The sequence below is a fragment of the Micromonospora sp. DT63 genome (assembly GCF_049841615.1).
Classification (GTDB): Bacteria; Actinomycetota; Actinomycetes; order Mycobacteriales; family Micromonosporaceae; genus Micromonospora.
Genome location: NZ_JBNCKQ010000002.1, coordinates 1 through 18,071, shown reverse-complemented (window position 1 = coordinate 18,071; position 18,071 = coordinate 1). Strand labels below are relative to the sequence as shown.

Sequence of the window (18,071 nt, the reverse complement as noted above, 5' to 3'; positions counted from 1 at the left end):
GCGTCAGTGGGCATGACGGTCGTACATCCGATCGCCCGGGCCTGGATCACCACTGGCGGCACCGGCGCGCAGAACTACGACGAGTTCGCCGACGACGCGGAGATCACCGCGATCATCGAGGCGAACCCGCACAGTGCCCTCGGCATCGAGATGCCGCATCGGGCTCCCGGCAGCCTGGGCAAGTCGTTCCTCGACGCGCTGCCGGACTCGGTGGCCCGCCTCGCCGAGGCCAAGGCCGACGGCAGCTACACCCCCTCCGAGCAGGTGGTCGTGCTGTACCGGATCAGCGCCCCGGGCGAGGAGACTGCGTACGGGCTGTTCGCGATGGTGGACACCGACCAGATCTCCACCCGCGCCGACGAGCCGGGCCTGGTCATCCGCAACGAGGACGTCTTCATCGCCAAGGTGCGCGAGCGCGTCGCGCTGGCCGAGGCGCTGGGTCACCTGCTCTCGCCCGTACTCCTGCTGCAGACCGGGACCGGCGACGAGCTGCACGCCGCGCTCGCGGCGGCGACCGACGCGGCCGGGGCGCCCGCCGCGACCGACACCGACCAGGCGGGGCGCACCCACGCCATCTGGCTGCTCGGCCCCGGCCCGGAGCAGGACGCGTTGACCGCTCTCGCCGGTGGCGGCGAGCTGGTCGTCGCCGACGGCAACCACCGCAGCCTGGCCGCCCAGACCGGCGGGTTGTCGCGCTTCCTGGCCGTGGTGACCACCCCCGCGTCGGTGGCCATCCAGCCGTACAACCGGCTGGTCAGCGAGCTGACCACCACGCCGGCCGAGCTGCTCGACAGGCTGCGCGCGGCGGGGGCCGAGGTCGAGCCGATCGACGGCCCGGTCGAGGTCCCGGCGGCCGGCGGCACCGTCCATCTCCGGCTCGCCGGCCAGGGGTACGCGGTACGCCTGCCCGCCACCGCCGACGCCCGCCTGGAGAACCTGGACCACGCCCTGGTCGAGCGGCTGCTGCTGCGCGACGCCCTGGGACTGGATCCGGGCGACAAGCGGATCACCTACGTGGGCGGTGACTACCCGGCGAGCTGGCTCACCGGGGAGGTCGACGCCGGGCGGGCCGAGCTGGCCGTCCTCATCGCGCCGGTGACCGTGGCGGACTTCGTCGCGGTGAACCTGGCCCGGGAGAAGATGCCCCGCAAGAGCACCTGGTTCACCCCGAAGGCGCGCGGCGGCCTGGTGGTCGCCGAACTGCCGCGCTGAGTGAGCATCCGCACGACCGTGTGACGAACCCGGCTCTCCGACGCCGCCGCTGCGGCGTCGGAGAGCGCGGCCTGACAGACTGCCCGGTATGCGCGTCTACCTGGGATCCGATCACGCCGGTTTCGAGTTGAAGGTGCACCTGGCCAACCACCTGGCCAAGCAGGGGTACGACGTGGTCGACGTCGGCCCGCACAGCTACGACCCGGACGACGACTACCCGACGTTCTGCCTGCACACGGGTGACCGGGTGGTGGCCGACGAGACCTCCCTGGGGGTGGTCATCGGCGGCTCCGGCAACGGCGAGCAGATCGCCGCGAACAAGGTCGCCGGCGTACGCGCCGCGCTGGCCTGGAGCGTCGAGACGGCTCAGCTCGCCCGCCAGCACAACGACGCGAACGTCGTCGCGGTGGGCGCCCGCCAGCACACCCTGGACGAGGCCACCGGCATCGTCGAGGCGTTCCTGAGCACGCCGTTCTCCGGCAACGAGCGGCACGCCCGCCGGATCATCCAGGTCGCCACGTACGAGCAGACCCGGGAGCTGCCCGACCTGCCCTGACCCGGGGTCACCGCCCTCAGCGCGGCGAGCGGGGCAACTCCTCGCGGGGCACCCAGTTGCGGCGGACGACCACCACCCGGGCTTCTGCCTCGGCGAGGTCGTCGTCGGTGGGCCGGGCGGCGTCCCGGGCCCGCAGCGCGGCGCTCAGCCCCACCTGGGACGAGCCGGAGCCGACCAGCCCCCGTAACCCCCGCTCGCCGTCGCGGTCGTCGCCGCCGGACCCGCGACGTCGCGGCGGCGACTCCACGCCGTCGTGGACGCCGGCCGTGCTGGCCGTCGAACCGTCCGCGCCGCGCCCGGCCGGGTCGGAGTCGGACTGGTGGCGCAGCCGTCGCCTGCGTCGCTCCGGATCACCCATCAGCCGACCGTACCGCGCCGGGTGGGGAATTCGGCGCGTCGTGCCGGGTTCGCGCCGGACGGCGGTCGGCGACCGATTTGCCGGCTGGCTACCCTCGGATTCGGGCGGTGATCGTGCCGCCGGTCGGGTTCGCCGGCTGGCTACCCTCGAATGCGGGGTGCCGCCGGTCAGGGGGAGGACGAGATGGCAGACCAGACGCAGCCGTGGGCGGAGCGAACCGTGGAGGTCCCACCGCAGGCAGGCGTCGGGGTGCCGCCGCAGCGGGACGGGTTCCGCCGGGGCGTGGCGCCGGTGGGCCAGCCGCGCACCCCGCGGACCGAACCGTTCCCGGTCGTGGAGCAGGAGCCGACCGGTACGGGCTGGCCGGGGGAGCCGGCGCCACGCCGACCGTTGAGCTGGCGCCTGGCGCAGTTGCGTCGCGGCGGCGAGTGGAGCGCGGCGGGTGGCCTGTTCGCGTTCGTGTGCTGGGGGATCTGGGCGCTCTCCGGTGGAGGCGATCTGTCCGGCCCGCTGCTGGTGCTCGTGTTGAGCCTGCTGGTGGCGGTCGGCCTGTTCGCGTTGGCCCGGGTGATCGGTCGGTTGGTGCTGGAGCGGCAGCTCGGGCGGGTGCGGCGCAGCGCGTGGGGCGCCCACCTGGCCACCGCGGTCTTCCTCGTCGGTCTCGGCGTGGCCTGGCTGCAGCAGACCGAGTGGGTCGTCTCGGCCTGGAACTGGGTCACCTCGAACTGACCCGGCGCGCACGGGCGGGCCGGCCAGGCCGCCCGCCCGTGCTCGACGTCGCGGGACACCGCGACACCGGTCGTCTCCCCACCAGGCAAGGCCGCTGCTTACCCGGCCGGCCACGGTTCATCCGTGGCCGGCCGGTGCGTCCGTCGTTCGGGTCTGCCCGAACCGCGGGGTTAGCGGTCGTGGCCTCGCCCCTCGGCGTCGCCGCGGGGCGAGGCGACCCGGTCGGCTCAGCCGGTGGCCGCCTCGGCGGCGGCGTGGTCGCGAGCCACCCGGACCAGTTCGACCAGGCCGCCCGCGTACTCCTGGGACTCGCCGTGGGCCTCGTCGAACGGCGGCTGGAAGCCGACGCCCTCCCACTCGCCGGTGGTCGGGTTCCACCTGTCGTTGCCGACCTCGAAGTCCCAGGCGAAGATGCCCAGCTCGTAGTAGAGCTGGTCGGCGGAGTTGCCGGCGGCGGAGTAGAGCACGTCGGCGACCGGACCGGTCTGCGACGGCCAGGTGACGGTGCCGCGTTCCTGCGCGATGGCGCCGACGATCCGCCGGGCGCTGTTCAGGAACAGCGTCGACTCGTCGATCGACGGCCGGGGCAGGGTGATCCGCCCATCGGCCCGGTACGCCCCCGGCGGCCACATGAAGTACCCGCCGTAGGAGTGCACGTTCATCGCGAACCTGATGTTCGGGTGGGCCTTGGCCAGCGCGATGACGTTGCCGCTCTCCGCCTCGGACAGCTCTGCCGTGCCGGCGTAGGTGCCGGAGAGGCAGTTGTCGCTGGCACCCACGTACCCGTCGAAGTACGACCCGACCGTGTAGTTGCGGTTGACGTCGACGCCCCACGAGTTGCGGTAGCGCGGGTCGCGGGCCGGCCCGGTGCAGTGGTTGACCAGGTTCTTGCGCTGGAAGTTGTAGTCGTTGAACGAGTAGTTCGCGCCGTCCGGGTTGACCGTCGGGATGACGAAGATGTCGACCTGCTCCAGCAGCTCCCGGGTGGCCGGGTCGGTGCGGGCGTTGGCCAGCATCCGCTCCGCGAACTCCAGGGTCACCAGCGGCGTGGCCCACTCCCGGGCGTGCTCCTGGGAGTACGCCAGCACCCCGACCCGAGAGCCGTCGCGGTGCACGCCGAGGCGCAGCGCCTGGACCGTCCACGGCTTCGCCGGCACCTCGGTGCCCTGCAAGCCGTCGTCGAGGCGGGTCGGCCCGGCGACCGGCATCGGCAGCCCGGTCGAGCCGTCCTCGACGGTGGCCCGGAACCGGTTCGGTTGCCGGGCGTTGATCGCCGCGGCGACCTCGTCGGTGGTGCTCACCGTCTTGCCGCCGGTGTCCGTGGCCAGCGAGACCGTGAGAACCCGGTCGCGGTAGCCGACGGTCAACGGCCGGTTCCGCCGGCCCGGGTCGACGGTGCGCACCTGCACGCCGTTCATGCCCTGGTCGCCGAAGCGGACCGACTCGACGACCACGGCGGCGGCCGCCGGATCACCGAGGTACGCGACGGCGGTGCGCCGGTATCCCTGGGTCTTGTTCGGCAGGTCGATGACGTCCACCAGGTCCCGGTACTGGCGGCCGAGCCGCTTGATCCGCGCCTGGATGTCCACCGGCGTCAGGTACGCATCGATGAAGTCCTTCTGGTAGCCGGCGGGCAGCGACGGCGGGGTGGCGTTCGGCCACAGCGCCGGGGTGACCACCCGGCTGACTCCGCCGAGGCTGGAGGTGGCGGTCAGCTGGACCGGCCGGCTCGGCACCGGCTGGGGGAGGTTGTAGTGGTACTGGTATTCGCCCGCGTCCTCGAACCGGTAGAGCGGGAACGACCCGGTGGCGCCGTCGGCGGTCCGCCAACTGACGGTGATCTCCACGTCCGGGTCGTCGGTGGCGGTGGTGGCGACCTGCGCCTGCAGGAAGGTTTGCCCACCTGTCGTCCACCAGTACGCCTGCTGCACCGCGAGGGTGTCGACGGCGGCAGCGGTGGTGGTCCGCTGCCCGGCGCCCGGGGCGCGCAGCCCGGCGGCGGTACGGGCCTGCGCCGCGCGGACGCTCTCGGCGAAGTGCCGGCTGCCGTCCCCGGCGCGCTGCACGATCTGCGTCGCGGTGGCGCCCTGCGTGGTCAGGTCGGCGAGTTGGGCGCCGGTCAGCACCAGGTCGGCGAGGATCCGCCCGTCCCGGGCCCGGGGTCGGTTGGCCAGGTCGACGCCGGCGGCGACGAGCCTGTCGAGCTGGGCCTGATCGCGCAGCTGCACCCGGACCAGGGCGGTCTCGGTGGCGGTCAGGGTGATCGGTGTGGCATCGGCGGCGGGTCTCGCCGCCGCCGGACCGGGATGGGACAGCGCCGCGCTGATCAGGATCGCTGTGGTGGCGGCAGCCATCCACCGTCGTCGGACGATCATGTGCCCTCCTGTGACGGACGTTGATGTGCGTGGTCCTTACACCAGTGCACAGATCGACACCTGTCAAGGGATCTCGCTGACGACCGGCACCAGGCTCTGGCGGCTCGACGTGGGGTCGGACGTCACCGGGGAAGCCGTGCGCGGTCGCCGTCACGGTTTGACGCGCAACCGGCCTCGACTCCGGCGAGTTCCTCTTTGGCGATGCAACCCGCTGGGCCGGACCCGGCGTGACTATCTCGAATCGGGGATCGGAGGCCTGAATGAGCGATCGCGACGCGGCGTTCGCCGACTACTTCGCGGCGAGGTCGGACGCGATGCGCGGCACGGCGTACCTGCTGTGCGGTGACTGGCATCGGGCGGAGGACCTGGTCCAGACCGCGTTCGTGAAGCTCTACCTGGTCTGGAACCGGGTCTCCCGGCACGAGGTGCTCGACAACTACGTGCGGCAGATCCTGATCCGGACGTTCCTCGACGAGCGCCGCCGCGGCTGGTGGCGGCGTGAACGCGTGGGCGGCGACAACGCCGAGCAGGCCGCACCGTCGGACTCGCCGGAGACCCGTCTGGTGCTGCTGCGGGCGCTGGCTTCGGTGGCGCCGCGCCAGCGGGCGGTGCTGGTTCTCCGCTACTGGGAGGACCTTTCGATCGAGGACGTCGCGGCGCTGCTGGACTGCTCTCCGGGGACGGTGAAGAGCCAGGCGGCGCGCGGGCTGGACACGCTGCGCGGCCTCTTGGCAACCACACACAGCGGGATCGAGATGGGGCAATGATGAACGGAGAAGACCTGCGCGAGGCGCTGCGCCGCGAGATGGCGGACGCCACCTCGCCACCACCATTGAGTACGGCGGCCGCGCTCGGGGCGGGACGACGCGCCCGTGGTCGCCGCCGTGCCGCCTGGGCGTGCGCCGGGTCGGCGGCGATGGTGCTGGCGGTCGCCGGCCTCGCGGCCGTGGGCACACCCAAGGGCGACATCTACCAGCCGGCGGGCGGTCCGCAGGCCATCCCGAACCCGTCGACGTCAGACACCAAGAAGCCGTGGCCGGCCGGGCCGGACGGTCAACCACAGGAGGACCGGACCGCCCGGGCAGGGTCGAAGTACGACCAGGGGGTACGGCTGCTCGACGAGGTCGTCTCCGTCGTGCCCGCCGGCTACACCGCGCCGGCGGACCCGCCGAACCAGCCCGCCGACCAGAGGACGCTGCGGACCCACCAGGCGCAGTTCGAGGACACGGTGAACGGCGTCGACCTGTGGAGCTATTTGACCTCGGTCGCCGTTGCCCAGGGGCAGGACACCGGGCGTGTGGTCGTCGAGGTGCACGACGCTGGCAACCAGCTACCCGCTGAACCCTGCGCGCTGGCCCGCCAGTTCTGGGGCATGCAGGGAGAGTGTCAGGTCGAGGCCGTCGGGGCGGCGCAGGTCGGCGTGGTGGTCCGGCCGGGCGTCGACGACCGCCTCGACCAGTGGTCCGCCTATCGGCACCCCGACGGCGTGGTGGTGTTCGTCGCGCAGGGCAGGCAACTCACCGAGACCCGGCCGGAGTTGACGAAGCTGCCGTTCTCCGTGCCGCAGTTGGCGGCCCTCGCGGTCGACGAACGGTTCCACCTGAGGTGACACGGTGACCCGGCCCTCCTGGGCCACCCGCCGATAACTCGGAGGCGGGCCCCGCCGCCGGTGCGGCAGCATGATCACATGACGTGGACGCCGGGGCACTGCGGAGAAACCAGCGCGGAGACGAAAGCGGCGCTGGAGGTGGCGATCGCGGCGGCCACCCAGCGTTCCGCCGCCGGCCGGAAGACCGTGGAGCACCTCACCTTCCTGGTGAACGGTGTCGTCGCCAACGCCGACCACGACCTGGGCCGGGCGGCACTGCGGGCGCTGGCTCGTTCCCCGAAAGTGGTGGCCCGGCTCGACGAACACGCCCGCCAGGTGCTGTGGTGCCTGCCGGACCAGTCGCCACCGCTCGTTCGGCTGGTGGCCGGTCTGACCCGACCCACTGTCGACCCGCTCGCCGTGGCGATGGCCAGCACCCACCGCGACGGACGCGTCCGCGAGCGCGCGGTCCGGTCCATGCTGGACGATCCCCGCCCGGATCTGGTGCCGTTTCTGGTGCTGCGCACCGGCGACTGGGTCCAGCAGGTGCGGGACCGGGCCCGCGCTGGCCTCGCGCTGCTGCTGGCCGACGACCCCGCCACGTACCTTCCGGCGGCGATGCCGATGGCACTGCTGGTGGACGCCCGGTCGCGCGGCGGCTTCGCCGCCAACCAGGTCACGGCCACGCTGCTCAGCGCGCCGCCGGCCGTACGCCGGATGGTCGGAACCTCCGGCTCCGCGGCCCAGCGGCGGCTGGTCTTCGAGATGGAGGTGGCGCAGCGCTGGCTGCGGATCGAGGACCTGGTCGCCGCCGCGGAGTCCGAGACCGACGTACGTATCCGCTCGCTGGCTGCCGAGGCCGCCTGTCGGGAGGCGGTGTGGACCGGGCGGCTCCCGATCCTGCGGCGGCTCGCCCGCAGCCGCCGACCGGAGGTACGGGCGATCGCCCTCACCGGCCTGCTGCGGGTCGGAGAGCCGGCCGAGGTGGCCACCCGTCTCGATGACCCCGCGTCGCTGGTGCGGGCCATCGCCAGGGAGGCCGCTCGGCGCGTCGGCACCGACGCGCTGGCGCACTACCGGGCGGCGGTCACCGGCCCCGCGCCGACACCGGGTGCTGTCCACGGCTTCAGCGAAAGTGCTTCGGAGGCCGACGCGCCGCTGCTGAACGGGCTCCTCACCCACCCGGCCGCGACGATCCGCGCCGCGGCCGTACGCGGGCTTCGCCAGCTCGACGCCGTCGACAGCGGCCGGGTCCTGCCGTTGCTGACCGATCCCGCACCGTCGGTCGTTCGCGAGGCCACCACGGCCCTCCGACCCGTCGCGGCAACCCTGCCGGCGGAGCTGCCCTGGCAGTTGCTCACCGGCGCGCGGGTGGAACTGCGGCGCGCAGGCTATCGGCTGCTCGGCACGGCACCCGTAGCCGTGCGGTTGCGTGCCGCCCTGCTCCTGGCCGTCGACCCCGATCCGGGGTTGTCCCGACGCGGTCGTGCCGACGTGACCGGGCTCGTGCGGGACGCCAGCCGTACGACCTGGCGCCGCACGCCGCTGCCCACTCTCGATGTGACGACCGACCACCGTGCGGACCTTCTCGTGCTGGCCCGGCGCGCGGCGCCCGCCCTCGGCGAGGAGGTCAGCGACCTGCTCGCCGCCTGGCTCACGAGGTCTGCCTAGGCGCGCTTCAACCGGCCATGGTCGAGGTGGGGTCCGTCTTCATCGGCGGCCGGCAGGGCACGCTGCTAGCAGCCCGGCATCGGGCGGCCGGGCATTGAGCGGCCTGCAAGATCAGGGCGGGAAGTGACCGACCGGGCCCAGGATGGGGAGGCAGCCTCTGGCCTGGACCGGAGGTTGTTGGAGCGGGCGACGGGAATCGAACCCGCACCCGTCAGTTTGGAAGAGTGTGCTCAAGCGGCCGTGATTCCCGGAACGCCTGTAGGCGACGGCCGGTCCGGTGGCGTCTCGTGCCCGCTCGTGCCCGCTCCGCGCCACGGTTACTGGCCCGCAGATGGCCCATGCCGGCGTTCGAGTTAGAAGAAGATCACGGATGGTTGGTCGTTTGGTGATCGCATGGTGCACTATCGCGCATGACGTGGCGAAGGACCGGGCTGGTGTCGGCGGTCATCCTGGCGGTAGTGGCCTTCGTTGGCTGCCGCTGGTGGCACAACCACCCGCCGTACGGCCCGGAAGCCCTGGCCATTAAGTCCTCACTTCAGATCGTCAGCCACGAGGAGGCTCAGGCCGCGCTCGGCGAGAAGGTATACGCCCCGGTGTCCAACGGACGCGACCAGTTGGTGCTCGGGCGGGTTTCTTGGCAGATCCCGCCCAAGCCACTCGATGGCGGATACTTCGCGATCTTTCTCATTGACAAGCGCACCAACCTCAAACCGGGAAGCTTCAGCGCGTCGTCACCACTGCAGGAGGCCGTCGGCCTCGGGAGCGCCGGAGTCGAGAACAAGATTCCCGAGCGCTATCCCTGGCTACGGGGCGCAGGCGACGTCAAAGAGGGAAACACCTGGTGGAGCTACGGCTCCAGACTGGCTGTGTCCGACGGGAACGCTTCGCCGCTAACGTTCGTCGCGCCCTTTCCGCATGTGGAGGGGCCCCTACGGACGGCAGTTCGCGTGCCCACCGCCCCGGTTGCGATCTCGGACTTGCTGTTGGCTCTGGTTTATATGGGGCCGGACGGGCAGGTGTACTGGGCGCAACGGCTCCAAGGGTAGATAGCGGATCTCCTCGTCGGGCAGTCGTAGACCGTTCGGAGAGGCTGGTAGCCCTTGTGGTGCCCGGCGAGGTGAGCCGCGCGGCATCTGCGGGTGCACCTGGCCGAGTTCACCGCCGTCGACGCTGACGCCCTGGTCCTCACCGGCGACAAGGGCGCGCTGCTGCGATCCGGCAACTTCGGCCCTGCGGCCAAGTGGACGCGGACGGTCACAGCGCTCGGGCTGCCCGGCTTTCACTTTCACGACCTGCGCCATACCGGCAATATCCTCGCCGCAGCCTTTGGCGCGAGCACTCGGGAACTGATGCAGCGAATGGGGCACGCGAGCATGCGGGCGGCGTTGATCTACCAGCACGCGACCAGCGAGCGGGACCGTGAGATCGCCTCAGCCATGGACCGGCGGATCGCCAGGCAGACGCGGCGCAAGGGCGGCCAGAGCAGCTAGTGGCCCGCGGATGGCCCACAAGATCGGAGCGGGGGAGTGGCCGACCGGCCCAGGATCGGGGGAGGCAGCCTCTGGCCTGGGCCGGAGGTTGGTGGAGCGGGCGACGGGAATCGAACCCGCACCGTCAGTTTGGAAGACTGAAGCTCTGCCATTGAGCTACGCCCGCGCTCCGCCCCGCCGAAACGGGACGCGCCGACAGCGTACCCAATGGCCGTGTCCGGTGCGCAGCCGCGCCACCGCCGCGCGCTGCCGCGCGGTGGTGGCGCGGCCACCCGCCGTGGTGCGGATCTTGACGCGAGGGTGCACGGCGCGACTTTCGGGCGATGTGTCCGGGTGGGGGACGCCCCGGCACCGCTTGCGGGGCGGCGACGGCATAGACTGCACGTCGCCACGGGGTGTGGCGCAGCTTGGTAGCGCACTCGCTTTGGGAGCGAGGGGCCGTGGGTTCAAATCCCGCCACCCCGACTGTCGTCCGCGTCCGGGTCGCCCCGGGCGCTAGCAGCCGGCCGGGCCGGCTCGCCTACACTCGATGGGCCAATCGAAGGCCCAGAATCAAAACCCAGATCCGTCAAGGAGTACGCCTGTGAAGAGCACCGTCGAGACTCTGAGCCCGACGCGCGTGCGGCTCGCCATCGAGGTGCCGTTCGTCGAGCTCGAGCCGAGCCTCAAGAAGGCGTACCGGGAGATCGGTTCGCAGGTCCAGGTCCCGGGCTTCCGCCGGGGCAAGGTGCCGACCGCGGTGATCGACCAGCGGGTGGGCCGGGGCACCGTCCTCAACGAGGCGGTCCAGGACGCCATCCCGGAGAACATCATGGCCGCGGTGCGCGAGCACGACCTGAAGACGCTGGGGCGTCCCGAGGTCGAGATCACCGAGTTCAACGACGGTGACTCGCTGAACTTCACCGCCGAGGTCGACGTCCGTCCGGAGATCACGCTCCCCGACGCGACGACCATCGAGGTGACCGTCGACGAGCTGCAGATCGACGACAGCGAGATCGACGAGCAGGTGAAGAACCTGCGGGAGCGGTTCGCCACCCTCAAGACTGTCGAGCGGGCCGCCGCCGAGGGCGACTACGTGCAGATCGACCTGAACGCCACCGTCGACGGCGAGGACGTGCCGGGCGGCCAGGCCAGCAACATCTCCCACGAGGTCGGCAGCAAGCAGCTCCTGCCGGGCCTGGACGAGGCAGTGGTCGGCCTCGCCGCCGGCGACAGCACCACCTTCACCACCCAGCTGGTCGGCGGCGACTTCGCCGGCCGGGACGCCGACGTGGCGGTGACCGTGCGTACGGTCAAGGAGAAGGAGCTGCCGGAGCTGAACGACGAGTTCGCCCAGATGGCCAGCGAGTTCGACACGATCGAGGAGCTGCGCGGCGATCTGCGGGCGCGGGTCACGCAGGGCAAGCAGGTCGAGCAGATCTACGCCGCCCGGGACAAGGCGCTGGCGCAGCTGGTCGAGGCCGCCGAGGTGCCGGCGCCGGAGGGCGTCGTCCGCGAGGAGGTCGCGAGCCGCAAGCAGGCGATGGTCGACCAGCTGGAGCGGATCGGCGCCTCCATGGAGGAATACCTCGCGGCCGAGGAGAAGACCGAGGAGCAGATCGACGCCGAGCTGACCGAGGCGGCGACCGAGGGCGTCAAGGTGCAGCTCCTGCTCGACACGCTTGCCGACGCGGAGGACGTGCAGGTCTCCGACGACGAGTTCGGGCACGAGATCGTGCACCGGGCGCAGCGGGCCGGGATGGCCCCGCAGCAGTACTACGACCAGCTGGTGCGCTCCGGCGCGGCTGCCGCGGTCTTCGGCGACGTGCGGCGGGGCAAGGCGCTCGCGGCCGTCATGGAGCGCATCTCGATCAAGGACTCGGCCGGCAACGAGGTCACCCTGGACGCGCTGCGCGCCGCCAACGAGGCGGAGCACAACCACGAGCACTGATTCGTCGGGTGCGGCCGCCGTCTGCCGCTGTGCGGTGGGCGGCGGCCACATCCGTTTCCCGGGTACGCCCGGACGCCCGCGCCGCGGGTGCGCCCGACGCAACTGCGCTGAGAGCGAACAGTGCCCCGACCGGGACTCTGCCGCCCCGCACAGCGGTTAGTGTCGGGAAAGACGGTACGGAGAGCGAAGGGCTGCCATGACCGACATGCACATCCCCAAGAAGTCGCTCCGGGCGATTGACGCGCGCGGTGGCGACTCCATTGGCAACCTCGACGACTCGGTCTACAACCGGTTGCTCAAGGAACGCATCATCTTCCTGGGCAGTGAGGTGACCGACCAGGTCGCCAACCGCATCTGCGCGCAGCTGCTGCTGCTCGCCGCGGAGGACCCGGACCGCGACATCAACCTGTGGATCAACTCGCCGGGTGGCTCGGTCTACTCCGGCATGGCGATCTACGACACCATGCAGTTCATCGACAACGACGTGTCGACCGTGGCGATGGGCATGGCCGCCTCGATGGGCCAGCTGCTGCTCTGCGCGGGCACCAAGGGCAAGCGTTACGCCCTGCCGCACGCTCGGATCATGATGCACCAGCCGTCCGGTGGTCTGGGCGGCACGGCGTCGGACATCGCCATCCAGGCGGAGCAGATGCTCTACACGAAGCGGATGTTCCAGGAGCGCGTCGCGCACCACACCGGCCAGAGCCAGTCGCAGATCGAGGCCGACTCGGACCGGGACCGTTGGTTCACCGCCCAGGAGGCCATGGACTACGGCTTCATCGACAAGGTGATCATCGGGGCCGCTCAGGTTCCGGATGGCGCCGGGACCCTGAGCTGAGGAGCTGACGATGACCGATCTGAGCTTGCCGCCCCAGTTCGCGGCCGTGCACAACCGGTACGTGCTGCCGTCGTTCGTCGAGCGCACGTCGTACGGGGTCAAGGAGTCGAACCCGTACAACAAGCTCTTCGAGGACCGGATCATCTTCCTCGGTGTCCAGGTGGACGACGCGTCGGCCAACGACGTGATGGCCCAGCTGCTGACGCTGGAGGGCACCGACCCGGACCGCGACATCATCATGTACATCAACTCGCCGGGTGGTTCGTTCACCGCGATGACGGCGATCTACGACACCATGCAGTACGTCCGTCCGGACATCCAGACGGTCTGCCTCGGGCAGGCCGCCAGCGCGGCGGCGGTGCTGCTGTCGGCGGGTACTCCGGGTAAGCGGATGGCCCTTCCGAACTCGCGGATCATCATCCACCAGCCGGCCACCGAGGGCGGCTACGGGCAGGGCTCGGACATCGAGATCCAGGCCCGGGAGATCCTGCGGATGCGGACGCAGCTGGAGGACATGCTGTCCCGCCACTGCAACCGCCCGATCGAGCAGGTTCGCAAGGACATCGACCGTGACAAGATCATGACGGCCGAGGAGTCCAAGGAGTACGGGCTGGTCGACACGATCCTGACCAGCCGCAAGAAGGGTTTGCTGGCCGCTCAGGCCGCCAGCTGAGCACTACCGGGTCAGAGGTTGGCCGGGGCGCGCGTTCCCGGCCGACCTCTGACACACCCGTTTTGGGGGTCGGAGAATGCTCCGCCAGCGGGTAACGTCGGGTCCGTACCGCTTCGCCGGTTGGGCCGGTGGGGTGAACGAAGTCGGGCGGCAGGCAGCGCCCGCAGGTCAGGGCCGGGTCTCCGGCCGATGAGTGCAGGGAGAACGTAGGTGGCACGGATCGGTGACGGCGGCGACCTACTGAAATGCTCCTTCTGCGGCAAGTCGCAGAAGCAGGTGAAGAAGCTCATCGCGGGCCCTGGGGTCTACATCTGCGACGAGTGCATCGATCTCTGCAACGAGATCATCGAAGAGGAGCTGGCCGAGTCCGGCGAGGTGAAGTGGGAAGAGCTTCCCAAGCCGATGGAGATCTGCCAGTTCCTCGACAACTACGTCGTCGGGCAGGATCAGGCCAAGAAGGCGCTCGCCGTAGCGGTCTACAACCACTACAAGCGCATCCAGGCCGAGGCGGCCGGTGCGCCGGGCTCCGGCAGTGACGCCGTCGAGCTGGCGAAGTCCAACATCCTGCTGCTCGGGCCGACGGGGTGCGGCAAGACCCACCTGGCGCAGACCCTCGCCCGGATGTTGAACGTCCCGTTCGCGATCGCCGACGCCACCGCGCTGACCGAGGCGGGCTACGTCGGCGAGGACGTGGAGAACATCCTCCTCAAGCTCATCCAGGCCGCGGACTACGACATCAAGCGCGCCGAGACCGGCATCATCTACATCGACGAGGTCGACAAGATCGCCCGCAAGTCGGAGAATCCGTCGATCACGCGCGACGTCTCCGGCGAGGGTGTGCAGCAGGCTCTGCTCAAGATGCTGGAAGGCACGGTGGCCAACGTGCCGCCGCAGGGTGGTCGTAAGCACCCGCACCAGGAGTTCATCCAGATCGACACCACGAACGTGCTGTTCATCTGTGGTGGTGCGTTCGCCGGTCTGGATCAGATCATCGAGTCCCGCACAGGCCAGGGCGGCACCGGTTTCGGCGCCCGGCTCCGGTCGGTGTCCGAGCGGTCGACCGATGACATCTTCAGCCAGGTCATGCCGGAGGACATGCTCAAGTTCGGGCTGATCCCCGAGTTCGTCGGCCGGCTCCCGGTGATCACCAATGTGCGCAGCCTGGACCGCAGCGCTCTGGTGCGCATCCTCACCGAGCCGCGCAACGCGCTGGTCCGGCAGTACCAGCGGCTCTTCGAGCTGGACGGGGTCGAGCTGGAGTTCGACGAGCCGGCGTTGGAGGCGATCGCCGACCAGGCGATGCTGCGGGGCACGGGTGCCCGCGGTCTGAGGGCCATCATCGAGGAGGTCCTGCTCTCCGCGATGTTCGAGGTGCCGAGCAACCCCGACGCCGCCCGGGTGCTGATCACCCGAGAGGTCGTCCTGGAGAACGTCAACCCGACAATCGTTCCGCGCGAGTTCACCGGGCGTCGTGCCCGGCGGGACCGCGAGGAGAAGTCGGCCTGATCGTCCCCGCGTCACGCCGGCCGTTCGCTACTGACGCGGCCGGCGTGACCGTGTTCGGCGGTCCCACTCGCCCGACGGCGTGACAGTCACCATCATCAGCCGGGCCGGTTCCTCGGCGTCGTTGCGGTAGCCGTGCGCCCGGTCGGCGTGGAACTCGATCGTCTCGCCGGCCCGGACGGCGTGATCCTGCCCGTCGACGTGGACGATCACCGCGCCGGCCAGGACGTGCAGCACCTCGCGTGTGCCGCGCGGGTGGTCGGAGGAGCGGTGTCCTTCGCCGGGCTCCAGCCGCCAGTCCCAGAGCTCGACCAGGTCGGGCTCGCCCAGCCCGCTGAGCAGCTGGCCGGTGCCGCCGTGCTCACCCTGCCAGAGCACGGGCGCCTCGGCCGTGGAGCTGATCCGCACTGTCCGCTCCTCGTCCGGCTCGACAAGTCGGGCGATGTTGACGCCGAACGCGTCAGCGACCCGGCACAGCGTGCCGACGCTCGGGTTGGTGCGGGCGCTCTCGATCTGCACGAGCATCGCCTTGCTCACCCCGGAGCGGCCCGCGAGTTCCTCGAAGGACCAGCCCCGGGCGGCGCGCAGTTCCCGTACCTGCCGGGCGACGGCGGCGGTCACCGCGCCCACCCGGCCACCTGTGTCGGTCATCAAACTATCCTTCGCGGTCACTATTATGGTACGACAGTCGCATGCTACCCATTCTCCTGGCAGCGGTGTCCGCGATCGCCTTCGGCACCGCCGACTTCTCCGGCGGCAAGGCGTCCCGCCGGGCCGACCCGATCGCGGTGACCGTGGTCTCCCAGCTGCTGAGCGTCCCCCTGTTGGTCGCTCTGGTGCTGGTGGTGCCCGGGACGCCGACCGTCGCCGACATCGCCTGGGGGCTGCTCGCCGGGGTGGCGGGCGCTGGTGGCGTCATGCTGCTCTACCGGGCGCTCGCCGGCGGAATGATGGCCGTGGTGGCGCCGATCACCGCGATCACCGCCGCGGTGGTGCCGATCGTCGCCGGCCTGTTCACGTCGAGCTTCCCCGGAGCGCTGGCGCTCACCGGCGCCGGCCTCGCCGTGGTGGCGATCGCCCTGGTCAGCCTGGGCGAAGGGGGCAGCCGCTCCGGCGTTCCGACTCGGCTGGTCGGTCTGGCCCTCGCCGCCGGCGGGCTCTTCGGCGTCTTCTTCACGCTGCTCGGCCAGGCCAGTGAGAGCGCCGGCATGTGGCCGGTGGCGGCGGTCCGGGCCAGCTCGATCGCGTTCGGCCTGGTCCTCGCCGCCGCCACCGGGGTGCGGCTTCGGCTCGACCGGCGGGTGCTGGGTTGGGCGGCCGTCGCCGGTCTGCTCGACAGTGCCGCCAACGCGCTTTTCATGGCCGCCGCCGCGCGAGGTCACCTCAGCATCGTGGCGGCGATCGCCGCGCTCTATCCCGCCAGCACGGTGCTGCTTGCGCTCGCCGTCGACCGGGAACGCCTGCGGCCGGTCCAGATCGCCGGCCTCGGATTCGCCGCGGGGGCGCTGGTGCTGGCCAGCATCTGACGCTGTCCGCGCCGGCCGTCGCGGCCGTACTCTGGGGCCATGCGCGTCGCCGTCTGCCAGCTCAACGCCCGGGATGACCGCAAGGCAAACCTGGCCGCCGCCGAGGTGCTGCTGGAACGCGCCGCCGACGGCGGCGCGGACCTGGCCATCCTTCCGGAGTACGTCGACTATCTCGGCCCCGCGGCAGACCTGCCCGAACCGGAGCCGGTCGACGGTGAGGTGGGCACCTTCTTCGCGGCGGCTGCCCGGCGGCTGGGCATGTGGGTGGTGGCCGGGTCGTTCCACGAGGCCGGGCCGGACCCGGAGCACACCTGGAACACGTCGCTGGTCTTCGACCGTGCCGGCAGCCTGGCCGCGAGCTACCGCAAGATCCATCTGTACGACGTGGAGATCCCGGGTCGGGTCTCCTACCTGGAGTCGGCGAGCGTCGCGCCCGGCGTGCAGCCCGTCGTCGTGGACGTGGAGGGTCTCCGGGTCGGGCTGTCGATCTGCTACGACCTGCGCTTCCCGGAGCTGTACCGGCGGCTCGCCAGCGAGGGCGGCGCCCACCTGCTGGTGGTGCCGGCGGCGTTCATGCTGCACACCGGGCGGGACCACTGGGAGGTCCTGCTGCGCGCCCGGGCCATCGAGAACCAGTGTTTCGTGGCGGCCGCCGGTCAGACGGGCGACCACGAGCCCGGTCGGACGTGCTTCGGGCGCAGCATGGTGGTCGACCCGTGGGGGACGATCCTCACGCAACTGCCGGACGGCCCCGGGGTGGCCGTCGCCGACCTGGACCTCGACCGCCTCGCCGCGATCCGGGCCGAGCTGCCCAGCCTGGCCAACCGCCGGCTCTGAGCGCTCACCCCTCCAACAGGACGCCGATCGTCGCGAGGCCGGCGATGACGACCGCGGTGACCAGCAGAGCGGTGGTCATCCGGGATCTGCCCCGGCGGGCCAGCCGTCCCACCGAGAGCACGAGGACCACCAGCACGACCGCGCCGATGACCAGTTGCCAGAACGGCAGGAGGACGCCGAGCAGCGCTTCCTCGGCAAACACCGTGGCGTCCAGCCCGGACTCATCCATGCCTGACACTCTGGCACGCCAAGGTGCGCGGCGTCGCCGACCGCAGAGCAGACCGCGCCGATCCGTTCGGCCAAACCAGTGATGAACCCTGATTTGCCTTCTACCGGCCGGCCGCGTAACTTTCTCTCTGCACGGGGGAGGCCGGACAAACCGGCCGAGAACGGGCGCCAGGCTCGTGGCGGGAACGCCGAGCGAGACTGAGGATCGGGCGGTGCGGGACACTCCGGTAACGGGGTTGCGAACGCGAAGCCGACCGGGTAGAGTTCTGAAGCCGGCAGGAGCCGGGCGGAGAGCCGCGAAGCGGCGATCGGCCGGTCTGCGGCTTCCCACGACAGAAACGACCGCCGGGTACGGCGTGCGTCATCGTGGGTCCGGACGAACCAGATTGATCACCTCGGATACGAGGTTGACAATGAAAGTTCGACCAAGTAGGTTTGAGCGGTTGCCCCGAAATGGGGTTCCACGAATGTGGAGCTTCGGATCGGTGTGTGGTTGTTCTTTGAGAACTCAACAGGGTGCTTGTAAAGCCAGTGCCAATTATGATTTATACCCCGGA

At 70.9% G+C, this 18,071-nt stretch carries 18 protein-coding genes and 2 tRNA genes; 15 read left to right on the top strand and 5 right to left on the bottom strand.

Features of this window, described 5'->3' with window-relative positions; all coding sequences use genetic code 11:
- Window positions 1-12: 12 nt before the first annotated feature.
- Together ACLQ27_RS06785 and ACLQ27_RS06780 are read left to right on the top strand one after the other, a co-directional pair.
- Complete coding sequence (locus ACLQ27_RS06785; RefSeq protein ID WP_234590971.1) at window positions 13-1,212, top strand: DUF1015 family protein; 1,200 nt, start codon at window positions 13-15, stop codon at window positions 1,210-1,212.
- Window positions 1,213-1,300: 88 nt separating this feature from the next.
- Window positions 1,301-1,768, top strand: coding sequence for a ribose-5-phosphate isomerase (locus tag ACLQ27_RS06780; protein ID WP_234590968.1), 468 nt, complete (start codon window positions 1,301-1,303; stop codon window positions 1,766-1,768).
- A gap of 16 nt (window positions 1,769-1,784) precedes the next feature.
- Here ACLQ27_RS06780 and ACLQ27_RS06775 read toward each other — a convergent pair whose 3' ends face one another.
- Window positions 1,785-2,126, bottom strand: a complete 342-nt coding sequence (locus ACLQ27_RS06775; RefSeq protein ID WP_234590962.1) for a hypothetical protein — start codon at window positions 2,124-2,126, stop codon at window positions 1,785-1,787.
- Between the two features lie 183 nt (window positions 2,127-2,309).
- Between ACLQ27_RS06775 and ACLQ27_RS06770 the strand changes: the two genes are divergently transcribed.
- Window positions 2,310-2,855, top strand: a complete 546-nt coding sequence (locus tag ACLQ27_RS06770) for a hypothetical protein (protein ID WP_234590960.1) — start codon at window positions 2,310-2,312, stop codon at window positions 2,853-2,855.
- A 227-nt stretch (window positions 2,856-3,082) separates the two neighbouring features.
- Here the strand turns inward: ACLQ27_RS06770 and ACLQ27_RS06765 are convergent, their stop codons facing one another.
- Complete coding sequence (locus ACLQ27_RS06765) at window positions 3,083-5,230, bottom strand: M14 family zinc carboxypeptidase (protein ID WP_425865962.1); 2,148 nt, start codon at window positions 5,228-5,230, stop codon at window positions 3,083-3,085.
- Between the two features lie 260 nt (window positions 5,231-5,490).
- On the opposite strand from ACLQ27_RS06765, the gene ACLQ27_RS06760 reads away from it, so the two are divergent.
- The 5 genes from ACLQ27_RS06760 to ACLQ27_RS06740 all read left to right on the top strand — a co-directional run bounded on the left by ACLQ27_RS06760 (window position 5,491) and on the right by ACLQ27_RS06740 (window position 9,979).
- Window positions 5,491-5,997 (top strand): SigE family RNA polymerase sigma factor, encoded by a 507-nt coding sequence (locus ACLQ27_RS06760; protein ID WP_234590953.1) that lies wholly within the window; start codon window positions 5,491-5,493, stop codon window positions 5,995-5,997.
- On the top strand, window positions 5,994-6,839 hold the full coding sequence (locus tag ACLQ27_RS06755) for a hypothetical protein (protein ID WP_357496222.1): 846 nt from the start codon (window positions 5,994-5,996) through the stop codon (window positions 6,837-6,839). Before ACLQ27_RS06760 ends, ACLQ27_RS06755 begins: the two co-directional genes overlap by 4 nt.
- 78 nt (window positions 6,840-6,917) lie before the next feature.
- The gene (locus tag ACLQ27_RS06750; RefSeq protein WP_425865960.1) at window positions 6,918-8,489 is read left to right on the top strand and encodes a hypothetical protein; all 1,572 of its coding nucleotides are present in this window, start codon (window positions 6,918-6,920) and stop codon (window positions 8,487-8,489) included.
- Window positions 8,490-8,923: 434 nt separating this feature from the next.
- Window positions 8,924-9,535 carry a hypothetical protein gene (locus ACLQ27_RS06745; protein ID WP_425865958.1) on the top strand — a complete coding sequence of 204 codons (612 nt, stop codon included), beginning with the start codon at window positions 8,924-8,926 and terminating at the stop codon, window positions 9,533-9,535.
- A 93-nt stretch (window positions 9,536-9,628) separates the two neighbouring features.
- Window positions 9,629-9,979, top strand: coding sequence for a tyrosine-type recombinase/integrase (locus ACLQ27_RS06740; protein ID WP_425865956.1), 351 nt, complete (start codon window positions 9,629-9,631; stop codon window positions 9,977-9,979).
- A gap of 92 nt (window positions 9,980-10,071) precedes the next feature.
- Here ACLQ27_RS06740 and ACLQ27_RS06735 read toward each other — a convergent pair.
- Window positions 10,072-10,145, bottom strand: a tRNA-Gly gene (locus tag ACLQ27_RS06735).
- A 225-nt stretch (window positions 10,146-10,370) separates the two neighbouring features.
- On the opposite strand from ACLQ27_RS06735, the gene ACLQ27_RS06730 reads away from it, so the two are divergent.
- The 5 genes from ACLQ27_RS06730 (at window position 10,371) to clpX (ending at window position 14,926) form a co-directional block, all read left to right on the top strand.
- Window positions 10,371-10,444, top strand: a tRNA-Pro gene (locus ACLQ27_RS06730).
- 118 nt (window positions 10,445-10,562) lie between these two features.
- A complete protein-coding gene (tig, locus tag ACLQ27_RS06725) occupies window positions 10,563-11,909 on the top strand; it encodes a trigger factor (protein ID WP_234590946.1) in 1,347 nt (448 codons plus the stop codon).
- A gap of 196 nt (window positions 11,910-12,105) precedes the next feature.
- Complete coding sequence (locus tag ACLQ27_RS06720) at window positions 12,106-12,747, top strand: ATP-dependent Clp protease proteolytic subunit (RefSeq protein ID WP_007464111.1); 642 nt, start codon at window positions 12,106-12,108, stop codon at window positions 12,745-12,747.
- A gap of 10 nt (window positions 12,748-12,757) precedes the next feature.
- The gene (locus ACLQ27_RS06715; protein WP_088988028.1) at window positions 12,758-13,420 is read left to right on the top strand and encodes an ATP-dependent Clp protease proteolytic subunit; all 663 of its coding nucleotides are present in this window, start codon (window positions 12,758-12,760) and stop codon (window positions 13,418-13,420) included.
- A 210-nt stretch (window positions 13,421-13,630) separates the two neighbouring features.
- Window positions 13,631-14,926 carry an ATP-dependent Clp protease ATP-binding subunit ClpX gene (gene clpX, locus ACLQ27_RS06710; RefSeq protein ID WP_234590933.1) on the top strand — a complete coding sequence of 432 codons (1,296 nt, stop codon included), beginning with the start codon at window positions 13,631-13,633 and terminating at the stop codon, window positions 14,924-14,926.
- A 27-nt stretch (window positions 14,927-14,953) separates the two neighbouring features.
- Here clpX and ACLQ27_RS06705 read toward each other — a convergent pair whose 3' ends face one another.
- Window positions 14,954-15,574, bottom strand: coding sequence for a helix-turn-helix domain-containing protein (locus ACLQ27_RS06705; RefSeq protein ID WP_357496227.1), 621 nt, complete (start codon window positions 15,572-15,574; stop codon window positions 14,954-14,956).
- A gap of 41 nt (window positions 15,575-15,615) precedes the next feature.
- Between ACLQ27_RS06705 and ACLQ27_RS06700 the strand changes: the two genes are divergently transcribed.
- Both ACLQ27_RS06700 and ACLQ27_RS06695 read left to right on the top strand, forming a co-directional pair.
- On the top strand, window positions 15,616-16,449 hold the full coding sequence (locus tag ACLQ27_RS06700) for a DMT family transporter (RefSeq protein ID WP_357496229.1): 834 nt from the start codon (window positions 15,616-15,618) through the stop codon (window positions 16,447-16,449).
- A gap of 39 nt (window positions 16,450-16,488) precedes the next feature.
- Window positions 16,489-17,286 carry a carbon-nitrogen hydrolase family protein gene (locus tag ACLQ27_RS06695; protein ID WP_357575691.1) on the top strand — a complete coding sequence of 266 codons (798 nt, stop codon included), beginning with the start codon at window positions 16,489-16,491 and terminating at the stop codon, window positions 17,284-17,286.
- A 4-nt stretch (window positions 17,287-17,290) separates the two neighbouring features.
- Here the strand turns inward: ACLQ27_RS06695 and ACLQ27_RS06690 are convergent, their stop codons facing one another.
- On the bottom strand, window positions 17,291-17,515 hold the full coding sequence (locus ACLQ27_RS06690; protein ID WP_007464098.1) for a hypothetical protein: 225 nt from the start codon (window positions 17,513-17,515) through the stop codon (window positions 17,291-17,293).
- Window positions 17,516-18,071: the final 556 nt, after the last annotated feature.